The organism is Chitinophaga sp. YR573, assembly GCF_900110995.1.
GTDB lineage: Bacteria > Bacteroidota > Bacteroidia > Chitinophagales > Chitinophagaceae > Chitinophaga.
In genome coordinates this window covers 2,869,838-2,889,091 of the sequence record NZ_FOJF01000001.1, presented here as the reverse complement: position 1 = coordinate 2,889,091, position 19,254 = coordinate 2,869,838, and the positions used below count along the sequence as shown (strand labels likewise).

Genomic DNA, 19,254 nt, shown 5'->3' with positions numbered 1-19,254 from the left:
TTATTTTCTTCAAAAAATAATAAGTTAAACGCCTAACTTTACTGAACTCTTACCATTAAATATTAATGCCGCCACTAAAGATAAAATACTTACTCTCTATACTCTTTTGTGTTTCTATTTCATTAAAAGCACAAACAGTACACTGCTTAACAAACAATACTTCCTTACAGATTAATACCTATGAGGTATTACCCGACAAACATTATAGTTTCGATCAGATCCGTTCCAGTACAACACTCCGGTTTGCACAAAATGATTCACTCAATACATCAGCGGCTGACTACTACTGGATAAAAATGATTGTTGAAAACCCATATCCCAATAATGAAAATTACCGGATCTCACTATCTCTCAAACTGAATTATATCCTCTACTTTTTCGATAACAGTACCCAAAAATGGATCAGCTATAACGCTGGTCTGGGAGAATCAAATAAAGGGACAGTATCTTGTACCTTACAGGGAAGAACAAGGAATATCCTTTATTTAAAAATAGATGTCCGCGATATTCAATCTTATGGTTATGCCATAAAACCAGCCATTATAATGGAAAAAGAAATTTCATTTAATAGCCGTAAAGATGTTTTATGGATCTCCTGGCTGCTCTGTATTGCCGTATTGATAAGTTTCGCCTGTTACAACCTGTTTGTCTATTTTCAGTTAAAGGATGAGGTATATCTCTGTTATCTGGTAGTTCAGTTGGGGGCTATTGTTTTCATCACTTCCTTCAAGCATTTTTTCAACCTGCTTTTGCCATTCGGGTTTTATAATATAAGATTGAATGCGGATGGCTCTACTTATAATTACGACCTGAATTCTTTCCTTTTGCATATAGGTTGTATAATTATATTCTCCGGTACCATCCAGCTCACAAGATCATATTTACGCACCAAAGAATTGTTGCCGGCCTACGACAACCTGCTTAAATATGCACTTTATACTTATGCAGGAATCGAACTGCCACCAGCTATCATAACTATCGCAGGCATCTATTATTTAGACAGCTATACACTGATTTATGATAATATTGCCATTCTGATTATTTCCTTACTAATCTTTTTCACCTGTATAGTCGCGTACAAACGACATATAAGGGCAGCAAAATATTTTCTGCTGGCAAATACACTCCCTTTAATTTTTGGCACCTTTACCGCTGTATTTTTTATTATTAATTCAGCTCCCACTTATACTAATAACGGGTCCTTTCTACCTGAAATCGCTATCATTTCCCAGATATTCACCTTTGCAGTAGCATTGGTTGCCCGTATAAGAATAGTGAACGAAGAACTGAAAGCGAAAGAACTGGAAGTCGGGAAATTAGCAGCAGATATAGCCCTCACAGAGTATAAACATACACTGATTGAAAAGGAAAATGAGTTCATCATTTCAGCCATCCAGCAGGAGAAAGACAAAAACGAACTATTACAGCAAAAACTGGAAATCAATCAGCGTGAACTGGTTGGTAACAGTCTTTATATTCATCAGAAAAACAAATTACTGGCTGACCTGAAAGACCAGATACAGGATATAGATAACCTTTATCCACATGTCAAACACCCCGGCTTAAAAAGCATCAAGTCTTCCCTGAAAGATAGTCAGTACCTGGACCTTGAATGGGATAAATTCAAATTGCATTTTGAGCAGGTACACCCAGACTTTTTCAAAACACTTCGCTCCAAACATCCTTCTCTTACCCAAAACGAATTAAGACTCTACGCCTATTTTCATATTCATTTATCCACCAAAGAAATTGCCGCACTGCTGAATATTGCGCCCGCCAGTGTAAGACAAGCCAAGGCAAGATTAAACAAAAAAATGGCCGGTGCCTTCCAATCGCCAGAACAGAACTAAACCTAACTCACACGTTATCAATTCATTTCTGATAAATTATGTAAGTGTATACACTTTGTATACGCCTCTTACTCGTTTTATTCCCACATATAATATCTCTTTGCAGAAAACCGGATTTATTTCTATCCACAGATAGAATTGTCAGATAGGATTTCAAACAAAGGGCGGCTATCCAGCTGTCCTTTTCTCATTAATCAGGTAATTATACGCAGCCCTTTCAGGTATTTCCTCTCTGTTTTCCCTGGTTTTCTCCATATAAATTTGTATCTGTCGAACCCCAATTACATCATACTAAAAATTCACTCATCATGTCATTCACAGATTTTTGTGATGTGTTTGCCAGCGCTCATGAAGATGGTTTTAATAGGATTATACGTCATATTTCTATGCAAAGACCCTCTTTATTCCATTATGGCACGCCATCGTTTGTAAAGAATCCCAAATTACTATGTTGTGGTATCGGAGAAGTGCATCCCGAAGTAATTAAAAGAGGCAACCCTCTAGTAACAGTAATGCCTTATTTACCAATACCAGGTTATCCGGGGGATGCAGGACTTGAATTTAACTTCTCTCTGAACAGGCTTGAGATCGATTTCTTCCCCACCAATGTTTTTGAATTACCCTCTGAATTAAATAACAAACTGGGAGAACAGTCCTTTGCACTGAGAGCAGTTGTTTGTGGTGGTATTGCCTGTCCCGATTCCAGGATATTGAAAGAGTTTGTTATTTACCCCGAACCTTATCGCCCGGATTTTAAAGGTAACAGCACACGTGATAATCCCTCATTTTCAGTAAGTATCAATCCACCAAAAAGAGGATTACCATTTACAGAAAAAGGCTTACAGTGTTTTGAACTGGAATTGTATGTTGTATTGAAATTTGTAAGAGAGGATTACAACGGAGAACCCGTACTGGGCATTGAACTGCAAAACCTGGAACTGGTGGATATTAAACCGGATGGATTAGAGAACAGTATGGAATGTTACATGAGAACAACACTGAAACTGGGTATCCTGCCACAGTTAAGGGTAGCGTTCAATGCACTGGCATTTGAAATAGGAGACTTCATCAGTATTGTGCCAACTCCTATATCTACCAATGTACCATTCAATCCATCTGTAGACAATGATACTGTATCTGTTTTCTTAACTCTCGAAACCCCATAATATGTCACATATTACTTTAGCCGCCAATGAACGGGCATTTAATAAACTGGTAGACAGGGCCCGCGATTATTTCCACCCTTCCACATCCGGCAGTGGTTCCTTCGGTCCTTTCAGCGTTTCATACAATGCAGGCGTTAAACTGGGTTCCGGTTCCATCGACCTGCAAAGTGATAACAGCGTACGCATTGATGAAATGGATATCATCTACGATCCGTTGAATGTTACATTTGGTATCGATATTCCTACCATTACAATAGGTGGGTTCTGTATCATACCATCCTTCTGGGGATGTATCCTCAGAGCACCCAAAATCACGCTCTTTGATGCCAATCCGGACATCAGTGTACCCATCAATTTCGATGGTATCTTCCAGAGCGAAATCTCCGGGGCCTTCAGGATCATTCCAAAGTTTTATAACAACCCTGCAAAAGGTACACTAACAGATCATGATGCACATGATCTGAATGTAGCCAATGAATGGCAATTCTATCTGGATCCGATATGGCTGGATATTGATATCATCGATATTGCTGATACTGCCGGTAACCTCATTCAAAGCATTACAGATGGCATCATTGACTCATTACTGGGATGGGCACCTGGTTGGGCAAGAGCAATCGTCAAAGCAATACTCTCCCCTGTTATCGCCCTTATCCGTGCCGCCCTGGATATAGGAGATGATATACAGGAATGGCTGTCCAATCTTTTCGGAGTAAGCCTGGGACTCTTCGACTTTGTAGTCACTGCCGTGGCAGATTATTTTGCCAGCAAGTATCCCATCTTCCAGTTTGAAACGCCATTTAAAATTCTCGATGGAAATGGCAGCCTCATTCCCATATTGATACCAATAGGAGATGTTGGTGTTAACGTAACAGATACGGAAATGGTCATCACATCCAACATTGCTTAATTCTTAAAGTAACAGATCATGTTCAATAAATCATTGTTTCGCACCTTTGGTGCAGATACACAACAGATCAACAGTAGTGTGATGATTGCTCATCCACTCAGTAAAGGACAGTTCAAGGGTATCGTGTTCCGCAATGACAAACAGGTAGGTGAGTTTTATATAAACAGCTACGCTGATGTCACAGCAACACAGGCAGATATCGACATGGCTTCCTTTGAAAAAGAACCACAGGATAAATGTGGTTGCACTGCATCCTCTCATCAATACCAGGTAAAACCGGACGGATACGTATTTTTCTTCAGTTCTACAGGCACAGATGGCTTTCATGTGGAATTATATGCCGAAGAACAAAAACCGGTCTATAATACCCGTCAGCTGCTTAAAGGAGATATCGTAGTATCTATGTTGATGAGACCCGGCGCTTACGAAATTATTGGTACAGATAACAAATGTATTCTCACCGTTAATGAACCGGAAGATAAAAATGATTACCAGCAACACCTTTCACGCGCTGTAACCCTTTCACTGAATGAAAAAGGGTTCAGCAGCAAAGAAGTAACAGTAGTACCCGGTCAGGGACTTGTTATCAGCCTGGAAACAGATAGTAATATACTGGTAAAATTATTAAAGGCAGCACCTCATAAAGAACAGGACCGCGTGCCAAGATGGACAAAATAAAAAATAAAGTCCCTGTAACAAACTACAGGGACTTTAATATTCTATGAGCGTAGCTCCCATTGAAAGACCTACACCAAAACCACATAGCAAAACTTTATTCCCTTTGCGGATAACATTATTTTCCATTGCATGATGCAACGCAATAGGTATAGTAGAAGAAACCGTATTGCCACTGTCTTTGATATAAATATAAAATTTCTCAGCAGGGATCTTACTCATCCGCCTTGCCCTCTCCAGCATAAACTGATTGGCCTGGTGAAAGATATACAGAGCCACATCTTCCGGAGAAATTTCATTTTTACTGATACAATCATTCACTAATCCAGGAACATTGAATACAGTAAAATCAAATATTTCCTTTCCGTCCATGAACAGGTAATCATCATTAGAATAGAATTCCTCTCCTATATATACATCCTTTCCATCTCCCTTCTGTATATTCCGCAGACCACCATTTTTCACCATCAGGTGTTTGGCACCGGAACCATCAGTAGCATAAGAGAAGTTCATAATTTTACCTGCACCGGTAGCCGGTTGAGATGATATTAATGTCACTGCTGCAGCGTCCCCGAAAATGGTCTTATTTTTTTTATCATTCGGATTGATAAATTTGGAATATGTTTCTGCTGTAATGAGTAATACATTTTTAGCCTGACCACTGCTGATTAATCCTTTAGCTATTCCTAATCCATACACAAAACCAGAACAGCCAAGATTAAAATCAAATGCGCCTGTCTTTTTACTTAACCCCAGTCTGTCCTGTAAAATACAGGCAGTAGTAGGTAAGAAATAGTCGGGGCTTTGTGTACATAAAATAAGAAAATCAACTTCACTTTTTTCAATGGACCCTTTATGAAAGAACTGCTCTGCAGCAATATATGCAAGGTCTCCACTTGTTTGATTTTCCGCGGCGTAATATCTTTTTTCAATACCTGTTTTAGCGCTTATTTTATCCACAGACCACTCCGGGTGTTCTGCATTTATTTTCTCATTATCGATTAATATTTCGGGAAGAAAGTAAGTAGTATCTATTATATAAGCACTATGCATGTGCAATTTTTTTCTCAATAAGGTGGTATACATCAGCAACACGGGAACACCCGTTCAGCTCATCTTCCTCAATATCTACATGATACCTGTATTTAATCTCTGCGAGTAATGATATGGCTGTGAGGGAATCCCAGGACGGAAATCTTTTAAATTCAGAATCCATTGTCATTCCAGTGGCTTCGCCATCAACATATTGCTCTTTAAACTCCTGTAGGAATTTCTGTGTATCAATCATATAATAGCTAGTTATTTTATATAAATTTTACCGAAAAAACTATGCCATTAACAGTTGTGGAATCGTATACACAGGCAGTCACCGGTGACTGCCTGTGCTATAATTAATACAGTTTTGGAGCTGCATTCAGCATCGGAAACTCCCGCTGATGCCAGTAAGGATATACCGGAGGTACTTCACTTACCGCATCCAGTTTCTTCACCTGTTCTACCGTCAGGTTCCAGCCTACACTAGCCAGATTTGCCTTCAGTTGTTCTTCGTTTCTTGCTCCAATAATGATATTGGATACAGTTGGGCGTTGTAACAACCAATTCAGGGATACCTGTGCGATTGTTTTACCCGTTTCTTCTGCAACCTCATCCAGTACGTCAATGATATTATAGAACACATCATCGGAGATAGCCGATGCAGGGACAGGGCTACCACCCTGCGCTACCCTTGCATCCTGGGGAATTGGCTGATTACGTCTGTATTTACCGGTTAAGCGGCCTGCTGCCAGCGGGCTCCATACAATAGTGCCTACATGCTGGTCTATACCCAATGGCATCAGCTCCCACTCAAAATCACGGTTAAGCAGAGAATAATACGCCTGATGAGCAATATATTTCGCCCAGCCATACCTCTCAGAAACAGACAACGATTTCATCAGATGCCATCCCGAGAAATTTGAACAGGCAATGTAACGCACCTTTCCACTTTGTACCAGGTTGTTCAATGCGTTTAACGTTTCCTCTACAGGCGTATTCGCATCAAAACCATGCAGGTGGTACACATCAATATGATCTGTATTTAACCTTTTCAGGCTCTCCTCACATGATTTCACCAGGTTAGACCGGGAAGAACCATAATCATTAACCCCGTCTCCCAATGGAAACGTAGCTTTCGTAGAAATCAGCACTTTATCCCTTATTCCGGCCAGTGCTTTTCCCAGTATCTCTTCTGATGCGCCTGCTGAATAAACATTCGCCGTGTCAAAAAAGTTTACACCGGCATCCATACAAAGATTGATCAGCTTCTTCGCCTCATCTACCTGTGTAGCTCCCCATGCCTTGAAAAATTCATTGCCACCACCAAAAGTGGCAGTACCAAAACTTAAAACAGGTACTCTTAATCCCGAGCCTCCTAATTGTCTGTACTCCATTCTAATTGATTTATATAATTATTAATGTATTAAAAAAAGCCGGCCTTTATGGCCGACTTTCCTAATATCTATTCTTCATCATCTTCTTCGTCTTCGAATTCATCTTCCTCCAGCCACTCCATGTAAGAGTAGTACCAGTCTTCCAGTTTTTCCAGCAGTTCTGCCTTCTTTTCTGGTGCATCCTTAAAGAAAGCATCCACGTTATCCACCTCATGAACAATGTCTATATACGCTTTCTCCTCGTCTTCTTCCACACGTTTAGCAAAGAAACGGGGTTCTTCCGTGTGAAAGATATATTCATTATCAGGATCCGTAACGGGATCATCTGCGATCATAAACTTGGGTAACTTTGCCATAGTGATTAATTTGAATAAGTGATAGAACCGCTTGTTAACGGTAAAACAAAAATATTGATAAATCAACAATAGCACAAATACTGTTTTGTTATCAATTACTATATCGGACAAAAACAGGCAAAATCCGTTAACTTAGGCAAAATTTATAATAGATGAGACCATTCTTCCTCTTTGCAGGATTGTTAACAATGACTTTCAGCAGCTGTCAGCAGCCTGATAAAAAACCTACAACAGCCCTTACAGACAGTACACAAACAGTTAACATTGTACATCCCGGCCCTCAATGTTTTACGCAGATAATGGGAAAAGACACGGCTTACCTCCAGTTTGAAACGGATAATGAAGTAGTAACCGGACAACTGGAATACAAACCATTTGAAAAAGATAAGAATACAGGCACCATTTCAGGAACTATTACGGACAATGTGATAGAGGTAGATTATCACTATATGAGCGAAGGAATCATGAGTGTACGTAAAGCGATCTTTAAACTGAACGACGATAATATATTTGAAGCGAAAGCTGAAAAGCTGAATAAAGATGGTCAGCCTCTCTTTGATAAAGATTACAGCAAATTACAATTCGATAGCATTCCATTTGTAAAAGGCAATTGCAGATAAAAAGAACGTCCCGGGAATAAACCCGGGACGTTCTTTTTATCTTACTACTATGTCAATTATCTTTCCGGGAATACCATCCGTCTTTTGAAGGATATCTCCGTATTTACCGGTACTTATATCCAGCGTATAAATACTACCTTCCGTACCCGCAATCAATTTGTTACCATCTTCAATCACCTTTATCATCGTTACTGCCTTACCCCCAAAATCACTGGTCAGCGCTTTCACTTCCCTGTTCAATGGATTATACCGGTAGATCTTATCTCCGGATGTAAAGAAGAATACGCCAATAGGTGATGTTTGCCAGCGCGTATCAGCTGTCAGCAGATTAGCAGCAGGAAATTCCTTTTTATAAATTGTCTGGAACCTGGTATTACCATTTGAAAAATCCAATGCAAACTTCAGTTCCAGTACTTTTCCTGCGCTATCACAAAATGCGTACATATCATTCTCACTGAACTTCGCCATCTTTATAAGATCCATCTTTAAATCCTTTGGGTTAAAAACAGAATCTACCTGTACATAATCTGTTCCGAAATATGTACCTCCTGTGAAACGTATAAAATTCCTTTTCACCGCATCAAATCCCAGATAATAATTATCACTTTGCGAAACAGTAAATACAAAACTTGGATGCAGATTATAGGTGCCGGCAACAGCTACTCCATAAAACCCGTAATAAGTAGCAAAAGGAGCTGTCTCAGCAGAACCTATATACATCTGATTATTGATAATGGCTGTGGTTGTTCCATTCACGATATTCTGAAAATAGTTGGGCCTGATAACCGTCGGTGCATCATAGAAGTTCTCATTGATATACTTCAGACGCTTCATGTTATTTGCATCTACTTCTATAGCAGGATGTGTTCCACCGGCACATACCACCCAATAGGCAGTGATTACATTCATGTAATAAAGATTCTGCACCGGCACCACCTGCAACGCACCGGTTCCCAGTGACTCATGATTGATCCCTTCATATATATCAGGTTGTACACTACCATCCGGTTTTATAAATGATAATTTACCAACCCCGCCATCTTCACTTAATACAACGGTTCCACTTGTAAATGCCGTCTTTCCTATAATCGTAAAATTATAGAAGTACTTCATACCGGTTGTATTGTCCATAATCGTAAACAACGCTGAATATCTGGAGGCTCCCAGCCCATATACAATCCTTAAGGAAGGCCCTTCATAATCTGCCGACCGCGCTTCTTCAGGTATACTGATCTTCCAGGTACAGGTCATATCCGTTCTGCCATCAGGCAACTTTACAACAGGAGATATAATAAGGCTGTCACCGGCATAAGCAACATAAGAGCTGTCAAAGTTTGATAGTACCGGAGGCTTAATGTCTACATAATCGTAGTTGCCTTTATCTTTATAACAGGCTGTTAATACCAATAACAGACCTATACTGAGCAATACTTGTTTCATTGGTGCAATGTTTTACTTAGACGATACGGTTGCCGTTTTCGTCCTTAAAATAATATTTACCGTCACTCGCATTCTTCTCTAACAGGTACTTGTTATCCGGGTTACCACTGCTGTAGAAATAATAATTACCATCAGCTTCCAGTGTAATCACAAATCCTGCTTCAGGATAATCGGCTACCCATTTAAACGGATCCTGCAGGAAGGATTTGAAACGTCTGATATAATACAGGGTCTTCGGTGTCTCCATATAATCTGCCTGAGAGGCAGACAGTTTTGTAGTTCCTGCCGCACGTATAAACAACTCATGTTTCACTCTTGAGTAAGCGCCCAGCTCTCCTATCCATACATCCCACCAGGCTGGTTTTTCCAGTTTGTTAGACAACTTCACAAAACCCGTCCGCAGATCTTTAAAAGAAATGCCAAAATCTGCACTGGCCTGTAAGGAGAGATAAATGATGACGCTTTTTGTTTTTAAAGCAGTGTCTTTATTCAACAGGATTACCGGTAAAAGGAAAATACCGGAATCTGCAGGGATAGTATATTCTTTTTCCAGCGGCTGGTAATGCAGAGAAGCAACAGCAGTAGTAGAAGTATCTATAATTCCTACACTGAATTTCCTGTCCTTCTTTTGCCTTATACCGGAAATACGCACTGGGATAAATACAGTATCCAGCTCTTTACCTATACTGTAAGCGAAGGAATAAACAAGACTATCTGTCTTATCATCTTTTATATCCGGAGTAAAGTCGAAGTATATATTATCGGAACTGTTATATACCAATGATTCGTTCTTACTACACGCAGAACATAATACGATTGATAAAAAAACGATTATCTTTTTCATCTGATTGGTTTATCTGGTACCAAATTGGATTTCATCATCAGGCAATGGCAGTACAAAAATGTTATCCGCCGGAGAATATAATATTCCCGACTGCCCAACAATAGCCCTGTTCAGGCGCTTGTACATATAGAAGATCTGTCCTTCTCCATAAAATTCCTTACGGCATTCTTTCACCAGCTCATTAAGGAATACCTCTTTGGATGGCTCATTGGTGATAGTAGTACCAATCCCCCTGTTCAGCCTTACTGTATTAAAATATCCCCAGGCTTTTTCAGGATCACTATCGAAAGTGCATTCCGCAGCGATATAATATATTTCACTCAGCCTGATAGCAGGAGCCATCTGGTAATGCAAATTAGCATCTCCGTCACGGGTATACTTTTCTACCTGCAGATAAGTACCGGATGATTCTGATTGCTCACTCAGCCATTGTTTATAACGGAAATCGTCCGCACCTACACTGGCTACTTCGTAAATAATCTGCCCTTCGCTGGTAGTAACATGCAGACTTTGTGAACCACTGCGGAAAAGGTCCCTCAGGTTATCTGTTCTGTTAGGAATATACCAGCCGAATATGAGCTCCTTATATAAGATCCTGTCTTTTTTCTCAGGATCAGGATTCAGGAAACTATTCTGTTTGGTCCAGGGAAATTTATTGGCATTGATTATTTCCAACGCATTGTTCAATGCATTGGCTTTATCTCCTTTGTATAAATAAACTCTTGCCAGTGTTCCGCATACAGCATAATAATTCATGCGATGCCTGCGCTGTTGCAAAAACAATTCTCCGGCAGTTTCCGTACTTGAATCTTTTAAAGGATAACCAACTATATACCCACCGGATAAAATAGGATCTGATGTGCGCAGTAATTCTTTTGCATTGTTTAAGTCTGCAATAACAGAATCCAGCACGGCTGATACACTATTAATGGGTGTTACTGCTTTACTGAATACCGTCACATAAGGAACTCCTTTTGCATTTGCATTACTGACATAAGATGGTGCAAACATTCTTAGTGCATCAAAGTGAAAATATCCACGTAATGCCAGTGCTTCTCCTTTGATCAATGAATATTTGGTACCGGAAAACATTTTTTGTTTTCCTTCAATATGCTGCAGGATCAGGTTACTATTGGCAACCCCATTATATAACGCCTTCCACGCACGGTCCTTACGCGCAATTAAACTGTCATTCTTATAATTGTACAGGGCTGTTTGCCTGTAGTTCTTTCCGTCTAAGCTGGGAATGGTATAATTCTGCGCCATCACATCCAGAATACCACAGGTGATTTCCTTACCATAACTATCTTCCTGGGCACAACGGCTATACACACCATTCAGCGCCTCCTGGAATCCTTCTTCTGTACTGAACAGTACATCCTGTGAAACTTCTGATTGCGGCTTCACATCCAGCCACTTTGAGCAGGAGATTAAACAGCAGCCTATGATAATAAGTAGTGAAAATGTTTTCATAGTTAAAACCGTGTTGAAAGTGAAAAGGTGAAGCTCCTCGCAAATGGATAATCAATCCCTCTTTCTGCTTCAATAGTAGAAGTACGCCAGATGTCATTCATGTTTACAGAGAAACGCAGACTTTGCATCTTCAGTCGTTTGTAAAAAGATGCAGGAGAATCATAGGCTAAATAGATGGATTTTAATTCCAGCACATTCTCCCTTTGTACAAAACGGGAAGATGTTTTCGTAGAACCCTGATCAGCAATATTCTTAAAGAATACATGATCACCAGGTTGTTTCCATCTGGAAGATAATACCCTTGAATCCACATTGTAACGGGGATCAGCATTTTCCACACGGTCTACCAATGTCTGATTATACATATCTCCACCACATTTGCCATAGAACTTTATCTCCGTCATCCAGTTCTTATAGTTAAGACTCCCACCAAAGAATCCTTCCAGTTTCGTATTCTGATCGCCCACAGGTACCATATCTTTCACATCATATTCATAAGTCTTCGTACCATCTTTCTTCACAAATATTTCCTTCCCGTTTTCAGGATCTATACCTAATGATTTCACTGCATAAATAGTGTACAGTGATTGTCCTTCTTTATAACGTAACAATGGTACAGAACTAAAATCTTTATCTGTTGCCTGTTTAACGTCTACTTTATCATTGTAGCTCTTCAGTGCATTAGAGATCTTTGTGATCTTGTTATCATTCCTTACGGCATTAGCTGTCAGATTAACAGACACGTTCTTACTACGGTATACATTCGCACGGAAAGTAACTTCGTATCCCTTATTCACCATCTCTCCAAGGTTTTCTTTATACTCTGTAAAACCTGTTGATGGTGGTACTATCACATCTGCCAGCAGATCCTTTGTGAGTTTATAATAGTAACGTGGAGAAATATAGATCCTGTCGTGGAACAGACCCAGCTCCAGACCTAAGTCATAGTTCCTGGTCCGTTGCCACTTCAGTCCCTGGTTACCATAGCTCTTGAACACAGTACCTACACCGGTAGAATACCAGTCGCTGCTATAGTATTGATAGGTGGTATTGGATAAATAAGCCGGAAAGGAAACATCTCCTGTTAACCCGGTCGTTGCTCTTAATTTTAACTGACTAATTACTTTATGCGACATAAACCGCTCGTTATGGATATTCCATCCAAGCCCGAAAGCCCAGAACGGGGCCATACGCGAATCAGTACCAAACTTGGATGATCCATCCACACGTATAGTACCATCCACCAGGAAACGGTTCTGATAAGAATAATTGGTAGAAAGGAATCCACCTATTAGTCTTTCCTGAGAAACAGATCCATCCGGAGAACCATCAATCTCATATCTGCGGGCAAACTCTAATTCTGAAAACCTGTCATTGGTAAAACCCTGCGCTACCAGAGATCTGTTGTCTTCTTTGCGGTCCTGGATATTTGTACCAAGACTCAGATTTATATAATGAGAAGAACGGATCTGTTTGAAATAATTCATCGTCAGACTTCCATCTACCTGCCAGTTATCCTGAGTACCATAGGTATATTTACCACGGTCTTTCAGGTCATCACCGGTAACCGTAAAGAAGTCATTACTAAAGGGAGATACAAATTTATCAGCAGTACCTTTTAGTTTGGTCAGACTAGCCTGTCCTCTTACTTTAAGCCCATCAGCAATATTGTATTCTATTGAAAATGCATCTACGAATTCCAGGTATTCTGCCTTATCAAAACTACCAGTGGTAGCTTCATACATTGGGTTTAACACCGTAAGAGAAGATGCCCCTTTTACCGCATCATAATAACCCCATTTATCTACTTCACGCAGCAACCTTCCCATTGAATCCGTTTTAGGATAGTATGGGTTCATCCTCACATAATTAGAGAATTCCCTGTAAGGAGATTCTTTTGAACTAACCTGTGAGATAGTAAACTGATTCATAAATCTGAACTTGTTATTCAGATTATAAGACAGATTTGTAGATAAACTGTAACGCTTACGGAATGAGCCTTTCATCACACCATCATTAGTCTGATACCTTGCATCCACTCCATATCTCATGGCTTTGGAACCACCTTCCAGGTAAATGGAATGTTTATGGCCAAGCGCTGTGGCTACCGGCTGAGACAACCAGTAAGTATTAATGCCGCTCAGTACATTTTTCTTCTTACGGTAATATTCCTGTTCCAGTTCATCCGGACTGTCAACCATATTAGCCGTATACACACCCGCCAGTCTTTCATATTCCAGTTTATCCTTTGCATTTAATACGCGGTAATCTGTAAGATCAGGTGCAGTGACAGTCAGTTCATAATTATAGGAAAGCGCCAGCGCACCTTCTTTAGGCGCTTTGGTAACAATTACCAGCACACCGTTGGCAGCGCGGGAACCATATACAGCAGTAGCAGCAGCATCTTTCAGTAAGGTCATAGATGCTACCCTGTTGGGATCGAGGTCAAAGATTGTTTGCAGGCTTACCTCATACCCATCCATAATAAATGTAGGCAGGTTAGTAACGCTGGCCAGGTTATTCCTGTTCAGCGTGGCAATATCTCCTGTTGGTAATGCGGTAGTACCTCTTACATTGATGTTAGGTAATTTATTAGGATTAGAGCCATTAATATTATTCTCTACAATCTTAAAGGAAGGATCAAATGATTGAAGACTGGCCAGAATATTCTGAGGATTAAATCTTTTAAGTTCCTCTCCGGAGATCGTAATAGCTGTTCCGGTAAAGTTATCTTTCTTTATTTCCTGGTAACCGGTGATCACTACATCCTTTACAGATTGTATATCCGTTAACAATTTAACGTTAATGTCTGTACGGTTATTAATGTTTATCTCCTGCGCTTTAAACCCTATAAAGCTAAATACCAGTATAGCTTTCTCCGGTACATTCTTTAATGCATACTTACCGTCATTACTGGTATGCACACCATTATTAGTTCCTTTTACAAGTACAGTAACACCGGGTAATGGTATGCCGTTTTCATCAGTCACAGTACCGCTCACAGTTCTCACCTGTTGTACCGGTATAACCTGTGTTGCTGCTACCTGCGCAACTTTGGTCACAGCCGGATTAAGCTTGTAAATGATATACTGATTCATGGCGGCCTGTTCTGCTTCCAGTCCTAATGGCTTCAGTAAATTGTTCAGGTAATCTACAAACTGCACACCATCTGCTTTAGCAGAAGGTGGCGTTACCTGGATGTTGTTAACGATTTCTCCTATGTAATTGATACGTACTTTGTACCGGCCTTCAAAAGTCGTCAGCAAATCTTTTAATGTGACGCGTGCGGTATTTTGAACATAACTACTGGCGGAAAATGACATTTGTTCCGGCATGGGATTACTAAATACAGCATGTTGTATCAATAATAAAAGCGCCGTCTTTCCGCCAATACACCTAAAGTAATTTCCAGGCATAAGCAATAGATTAAGGTTGGTTGATTTACAAATAGCAGTGCTACTTTCTGCTGATGATATAGTTGTGCTGTTGGTCTTCTTTGATTACTACGTTAAACGACCTCGATAATGTTTTAAAGAAGATGGCGATATTATCCATCGGTATAGTCCCTGTAAATGTTTGCTGAGCCAGTCTTTCGTCTTCTATTTTTACTTCGATCCCCAGATTATCCTGTAATGCTGCTACGACTTCTATGATAGGTGTATTATTAAAAACGAGTGTGTTATTCAACCAGGAGCAATAATCCTGCGGATTAACTGTTCTGCTGCTGAATTGTTTCGTAGCAGCAGAATATGTGACCATATCTCCCGGCTTCATGGTAATATCGGGCAACTGTGCCTGGTTAAGATTTAATCTCACAGCCCCATTGTCCAGTACTACCTGTGTTTTTACCCTACGGGTATTTACATTAAATGCAGTGCCTAATACCTGTACATTTACATCTGTAGTATGTACCAGGAAAGGCTGGTCTGTATTTTTGTGAACAGAGAAATAACCTTCTCCATCAAACCATATCTCACGGGTTTTATTATGCCTGTAACGAAGTATTGAATGCGCATTCAACCTTACGACTGACCTGTCGGGCAATATGATGGTTCTCAATTCTCCATATTGCGTAGTGTATTTTATTTCCCGTCTGTCATAGTTATAATATACAACACTGGCCACCAGCACTCCCAGGAATACAGCTGCATAACGCCACCATTGCGGCATAACAAATCGTTTACCGGCATGAATGGTCGTTAGGATCTTTGCCCACACTTCCTGCTGATCTTCCTGTGCAGGCGCATACTCTTCCTCACCAATGAGCAATAGAATATCCTTTGCCTGTTCGATCATTCCCCTTTTATCAGGATGCTCAGCCAGCCAATTCTCCCAGAAAATATTAGTATCATGATCGGGATTGATTACCCATTTACGAAACAACTCATGATGCAGAAAATCTTTTATAGAATAATCATTAAACAACATCACCTGCAATGCTTTTACAGATAAAGCAGGATAGCAGGAAAATCTTAGCGTTTATCTGTAACTTTTTTTAAAACTTATTAGATCCGTATATATAAGCCATAATCGCTACCAGTTCATCGCTGTGTTTTCTCAGATAATTCAATGCCTTTGACAGTAATACGTAGGTGGAGTCGATACTGAGAGACATAATATCAGCTGTTTCCTGTGTGCTCAGTCCTTCATAATAGCGGAGATAAAGGATCTCTTTTTGCCGCTTAGGTAATTTTTTAATCACTTTTTCCAGCTTCTTACTTCTTTCCTGGCTGGACTGTTCTTCAATAATAGTTTGCTCAACAGAAGGGGCCGATACAGCCGTCTCAAGGAACCTGTGCAGTAGTCCCGGGCGGGAATGACGAACAATACGCCTCTTCAGGCTGGCAAAAAGGTAATATTTAATAGAATCCGTGTCCGACAATCTTTCCCGGCTAAACCATAGAGCAGCGAACAGGTCATGAATACAATCTTTTACAACCCCACTCTCCGTAAAAATCTTCATGCCATACTTGTACAGCGAAGGGAAGTAAGTATTGTAGATGAAAGCCAATGCATCTTCATCGCCATTTATCAGCTTGCTCCATAGCTCTTTGTCATTTAAACAACTATATGAGTTCTCCTCCAAGTTGACTATGTTTATTTATCTCCCCCAAAATATACATCCTGTTAATGGCATCCAAATATGAGCTGGCATTAAAATTGGATATAAGTACAATACTAGGTCATATTGACCTGCACAACTTAAAAATATAATTGTTTATGAACTCAAAAAAACTCCGTACAGGTCTGTTTGCTGCGGCCATCACAGTATCTGCTGTACTTGCCGGACAGGCAGGAATGGCTCAGGGTATTGATAGCACTGCTAAAAAAGTAGGCCATAAAACAGCGTCCATAGCTGTAAAAGGTGCATCAAAAATTGTTGACAAAACTTACAAAGGCAAAGAAGGCCCAGGTGGCCAGACTGTTTATATAAATAAGCACGACAAGAAGTATTATGTTGATGAAAAAGGTAAAAAAATCTACCTGAAGGCATCAGAAATACATGATAAGCCGCAATAATTAAAAGAAAATGCCCTTACGCTACAAAGCATAAGGGCATTTTCTTTTATATCTTAAAACTTAACCTTCACTTAACTCCAGCCAGCGCATCCCCTTCTCATCCAGCAACTTTATCACTTCCCCTACCCGGCGGGATAATGGCTCCAGCTGATCATAAGGGATTGTACCCCCAGCCAGCTGACTATCAATGCTTTTTTTCTCATTTTCCAGGTCTGCGATCTCTTTTTCCAGCAACTCAAGCTCCCTTTTCTCTTTAAAAGACATCTTACGGACAGGTGCCACAGGGGCTTCCACCTTTTTCTCCTGTACAACTGGTTTAACCTCAACCGGCGGATTCTTACTCTCTTCTTTCTCCCTCTCACTTCTATCCTTCTCCCATTCCCTGTACTGGGAATAGTTACCAGGGAAGTCTCTCACTTCACCCGCACCTTCAAATACGAACAGGTGATCCACTATTTTATCCATAAAGTAACGGTCATGGCTCACAATGATCACACAACCAGGATAACTCTGCAGGAAATCCTCCAGGATGCTCAGGGTTGGCAGGTCAAGGTCATTGGTCGGTTCATCCAGTACCAGGAAGTTTGGATTACGGAAAAGGATGCTCAGCAGATGCAGCCTTCTTTTCTCCCCACCGCTCAGTTTGGAGATATAAGTGTATTGTTTCTCAGGAGAAAACAGGAATAATTCCAGGAACTGTGCGGCACTTACCTTGCTGCCATCTGCCAGTGGGAAGTTTTCTGCAATGTTCTTTACGAACTCTATCACCCGCATATCCTCTTTCACAATCAGCCCACGCTGGTCATAGTTACCAAATATAATGGTCTCTCCCACATTGATCTTACCGGAATCCGCCTGTTCCAGCCCCAGTAACATATTTACAAAGGTAGATTTACCCACCCCGTTTTTACCGACAATACCAACACGTTCCCCTTTCTTAAAGGTGTAATCGAACCCTTTCAGGATAGTAAGCTGGCCATAGGCTTTGTATACCTTCTTCAGTTCCAGTATTTTACCTCCCAGTCGCGTCATTTTCATATTCAGCTCCAGCTGCTGGGTTTCCAGCCTCGCGGAAGCTCTTTCCTTTACATCATAGAAAGCGTCCTGGCGGGATTTCGACTTGGTAGTACGTGCTTTGGGCTGCTTACGCATCCATTCCAGCTCCTTACGATAAGTATTTCTGGCCTTTTCTACGCTGGCCTTGTCCATTTCATCGCGGGTTGCCTTCTTTTCCAGGAAGTTTTCGTAGTTCCCTTTATAGATAAACAGCTTCTGCTGATCTATTTCCATGATTTCGTTACAAACACTGTCCAGGAAGTAACGGTCGTGCGTTACCAGCAGCAGCGTCACATTCTCCTGATCCAGGTAATTCTCCAGCCACTCGATCATTGATACGTCCAGATGGTTGGTAGGTTCATCCATGATCAGCAGGGTGTGCCTGTGTTCAAATCCTATGTCTATCAACACTTTAGCCAATGCCACACGTTTTTGCTGGCCTCCGGAAAGGGTACTTACATGTTGATCCAGGTGGTGAATATTCAGCTTACCCAGTATCTGTTTCACTTTGGTATCAAAATGCCAGGCGTTCAGCTCGTCCATTTTCTCAATGGCTTCTGTAAACTTATGAACATCAGGCTCTTCTTCCTCAGACAGCAGCTCATATTCCCTGATGGCTTTTAATATAGGATGGTCCTGGGCAAAGATATTTTCCAGGATGGATTCTCCGGGTTTAAAAAAAGATTGTTGTTCCAGCATTACCACTGTAACACCTTTGTGGATCCATACGGTTCCTGAATCGGGAGACTCCTGACCGCAAAGAATGCGTAACAGGGTGGATTTACCGTGGCCATTCAGTGCCACCAGCGCTATTTTATCACCTTCTTCTATGTGAAAAGAAATATCCTTGAACAGCGGTCCTGCGCCGTAACTTTTTGTTAATCCTTCTACCGTAACATAATGCATGGCGCGAAG

The 19,254-nt window shown here is 40.6% G+C and carries 17 protein-coding genes; 6 read left to right on the top strand and 11 right to left on the bottom strand.

Going from position 1 to position 19,254, the window contains the following annotated elements; translation table 11 throughout:
- Positions 1–65 precede the first annotated feature (65 nt).
- From BMW86_RS12195 to BMW86_RS12180, 4 genes are all read left to right on the top strand, one after another.
- A complete protein-coding gene (locus BMW86_RS12195) occupies positions 66–1,850 on the top strand; it encodes a 7TM diverse intracellular signaling domain-containing protein (protein ID WP_089782042.1) in 1,785 nt (594 codons plus the stop codon).
- Positions 1,851–2,158: 308 nt separating this feature from the next.
- On the top strand, positions 2,159–3,016 hold the full coding sequence (locus BMW86_RS12190) for a hypothetical protein (RefSeq protein WP_143056561.1): 858 nt from the start codon (positions 2,159–2,161) through the stop codon (positions 3,014–3,016).
- Position 3,017: 1 nt separating this feature from the next.
- Positions 3,018–3,926: a hypothetical protein gene (locus BMW86_RS12185; RefSeq protein ID WP_089782040.1), complete on the top strand. Its 909-nt coding sequence runs from the start codon at positions 3,018–3,020 to the stop codon at positions 3,924–3,926.
- A gap of 18 nt (positions 3,927–3,944) precedes the next feature.
- On the top strand, positions 3,945–4,604 hold the full coding sequence (locus BMW86_RS12180; RefSeq protein ID WP_089782039.1) for a hypothetical protein: 660 nt from the start codon (positions 3,945–3,947) through the stop codon (positions 4,602–4,604).
- A 33-nt stretch (positions 4,605–4,637) separates the two neighbouring features.
- Here BMW86_RS12180 and BMW86_RS12175 read toward each other — a convergent pair whose 3' ends face one another.
- The 4 genes from BMW86_RS12175 to BMW86_RS12160 form a co-directional block, all read right to left on the bottom strand.
- The gene (locus BMW86_RS12175) at positions 4,638–5,654 is read right to left on the bottom strand and encodes a 3-oxoacyl-ACP synthase III family protein (RefSeq protein ID WP_089782038.1); all 1,017 of its coding nucleotides are present in this window, start codon (positions 5,652–5,654) and stop codon (positions 4,638–4,640) included.
- The gene (locus BMW86_RS12170; RefSeq protein WP_089782037.1) at positions 5,647–5,889 is read right to left on the bottom strand and encodes an acyl carrier protein; all 243 of its coding nucleotides are present in this window, start codon (positions 5,887–5,889) and stop codon (positions 5,647–5,649) included. Before BMW86_RS12170 ends, BMW86_RS12175 begins: the two co-directional genes overlap by 8 nt.
- 103 nt (positions 5,890–5,992) lie before the next feature.
- On the bottom strand, positions 5,993–7,030 hold the full coding sequence (locus tag BMW86_RS12165) for an aldo/keto reductase (RefSeq protein ID WP_089782036.1): 1,038 nt from the start codon (positions 7,028–7,030) through the stop codon (positions 5,993–5,995).
- A gap of 68 nt (positions 7,031–7,098) precedes the next feature.
- Positions 7,099–7,386, bottom strand: a complete 288-nt coding sequence (locus BMW86_RS12160; RefSeq protein WP_089782035.1) for a hypothetical protein — start codon at positions 7,384–7,386, stop codon at positions 7,099–7,101.
- Positions 7,387–7,538: 152 nt separating this feature from the next.
- Between BMW86_RS12160 and BMW86_RS12155 the strand changes: the two genes are divergently transcribed.
- Positions 7,539–8,006 carry a hypothetical protein gene (locus BMW86_RS12155; protein WP_143056560.1) on the top strand — a complete coding sequence of 156 codons (468 nt, stop codon included), beginning with the start codon at positions 7,539–7,541 and terminating at the stop codon, positions 8,004–8,006.
- A 36-nt stretch (positions 8,007–8,042) separates the two neighbouring features.
- Here the strand turns inward: BMW86_RS12155 and BMW86_RS12150 are convergent, their stop codons facing one another.
- The 6 genes from BMW86_RS12150 to BMW86_RS12125 all read right to left on the bottom strand — a co-directional run bounded on the left by BMW86_RS12150 (position 8,043) and on the right by BMW86_RS12125 (position 16,849).
- Positions 8,043–9,446, bottom strand: coding sequence for a PKD-like family lipoprotein (locus BMW86_RS12150; protein WP_089782033.1), 1,404 nt, complete (start codon positions 9,444–9,446; stop codon positions 8,043–8,045).
- Positions 9,447–9,462: 16 nt separating this feature from the next.
- The gene (locus BMW86_RS12145; protein WP_089782032.1) at positions 9,463–10,290 is read right to left on the bottom strand and encodes a DUF4843 domain-containing protein; all 828 of its coding nucleotides are present in this window, start codon (positions 10,288–10,290) and stop codon (positions 9,463–9,465) included.
- A 9-nt stretch (positions 10,291–10,299) separates the two neighbouring features.
- On the bottom strand, positions 10,300–11,763 hold the full coding sequence (locus BMW86_RS12140) for a RagB/SusD family nutrient uptake outer membrane protein (RefSeq protein ID WP_089782031.1): 1,464 nt from the start codon (positions 11,761–11,763) through the stop codon (positions 10,300–10,302).
- 2 nt (positions 11,764–11,765) lie between these two features.
- Positions 11,766–15,179, bottom strand: a complete 3,414-nt coding sequence (locus BMW86_RS12135) for a SusC/RagA family TonB-linked outer membrane protein (protein ID WP_089782030.1) — start codon at positions 15,177–15,179, stop codon at positions 11,766–11,768.
- Positions 15,180–15,219: 40 nt separating this feature from the next.
- Entirely contained in the window at positions 15,220–16,191 is a 972-nt protein-coding gene (locus BMW86_RS12130) for a FecR family protein (RefSeq protein ID WP_089782029.1), read from the bottom strand.
- A 67-nt stretch (positions 16,192–16,258) separates the two neighbouring features.
- On the bottom strand, positions 16,259–16,849 hold the full coding sequence (locus tag BMW86_RS12125) for an RNA polymerase sigma factor (protein ID WP_177189235.1): 591 nt from the start codon (positions 16,847–16,849) through the stop codon (positions 16,259–16,261).
- A gap of 134 nt (positions 16,850–16,983) precedes the next feature.
- On the opposite strand from BMW86_RS12125, the gene BMW86_RS12120 reads away from it, so the two are divergent.
- The gene (locus BMW86_RS12120; protein WP_089782027.1) at positions 16,984–17,283 is read left to right on the top strand and encodes a hypothetical protein; all 300 of its coding nucleotides are present in this window, start codon (positions 16,984–16,986) and stop codon (positions 17,281–17,283) included.
- Positions 17,284–17,343: 60 nt separating this feature from the next.
- Here BMW86_RS12120 and BMW86_RS12115 read toward each other — a convergent pair whose 3' ends face one another.
- Positions 17,344–19,245, bottom strand: coding sequence for an ABC-F family ATP-binding cassette domain-containing protein (locus tag BMW86_RS12115; RefSeq protein ID WP_089782026.1), 1,902 nt, complete (start codon positions 19,243–19,245; stop codon positions 17,344–17,346).
- Positions 19,246–19,254 lie beyond the last annotated feature (9 nt).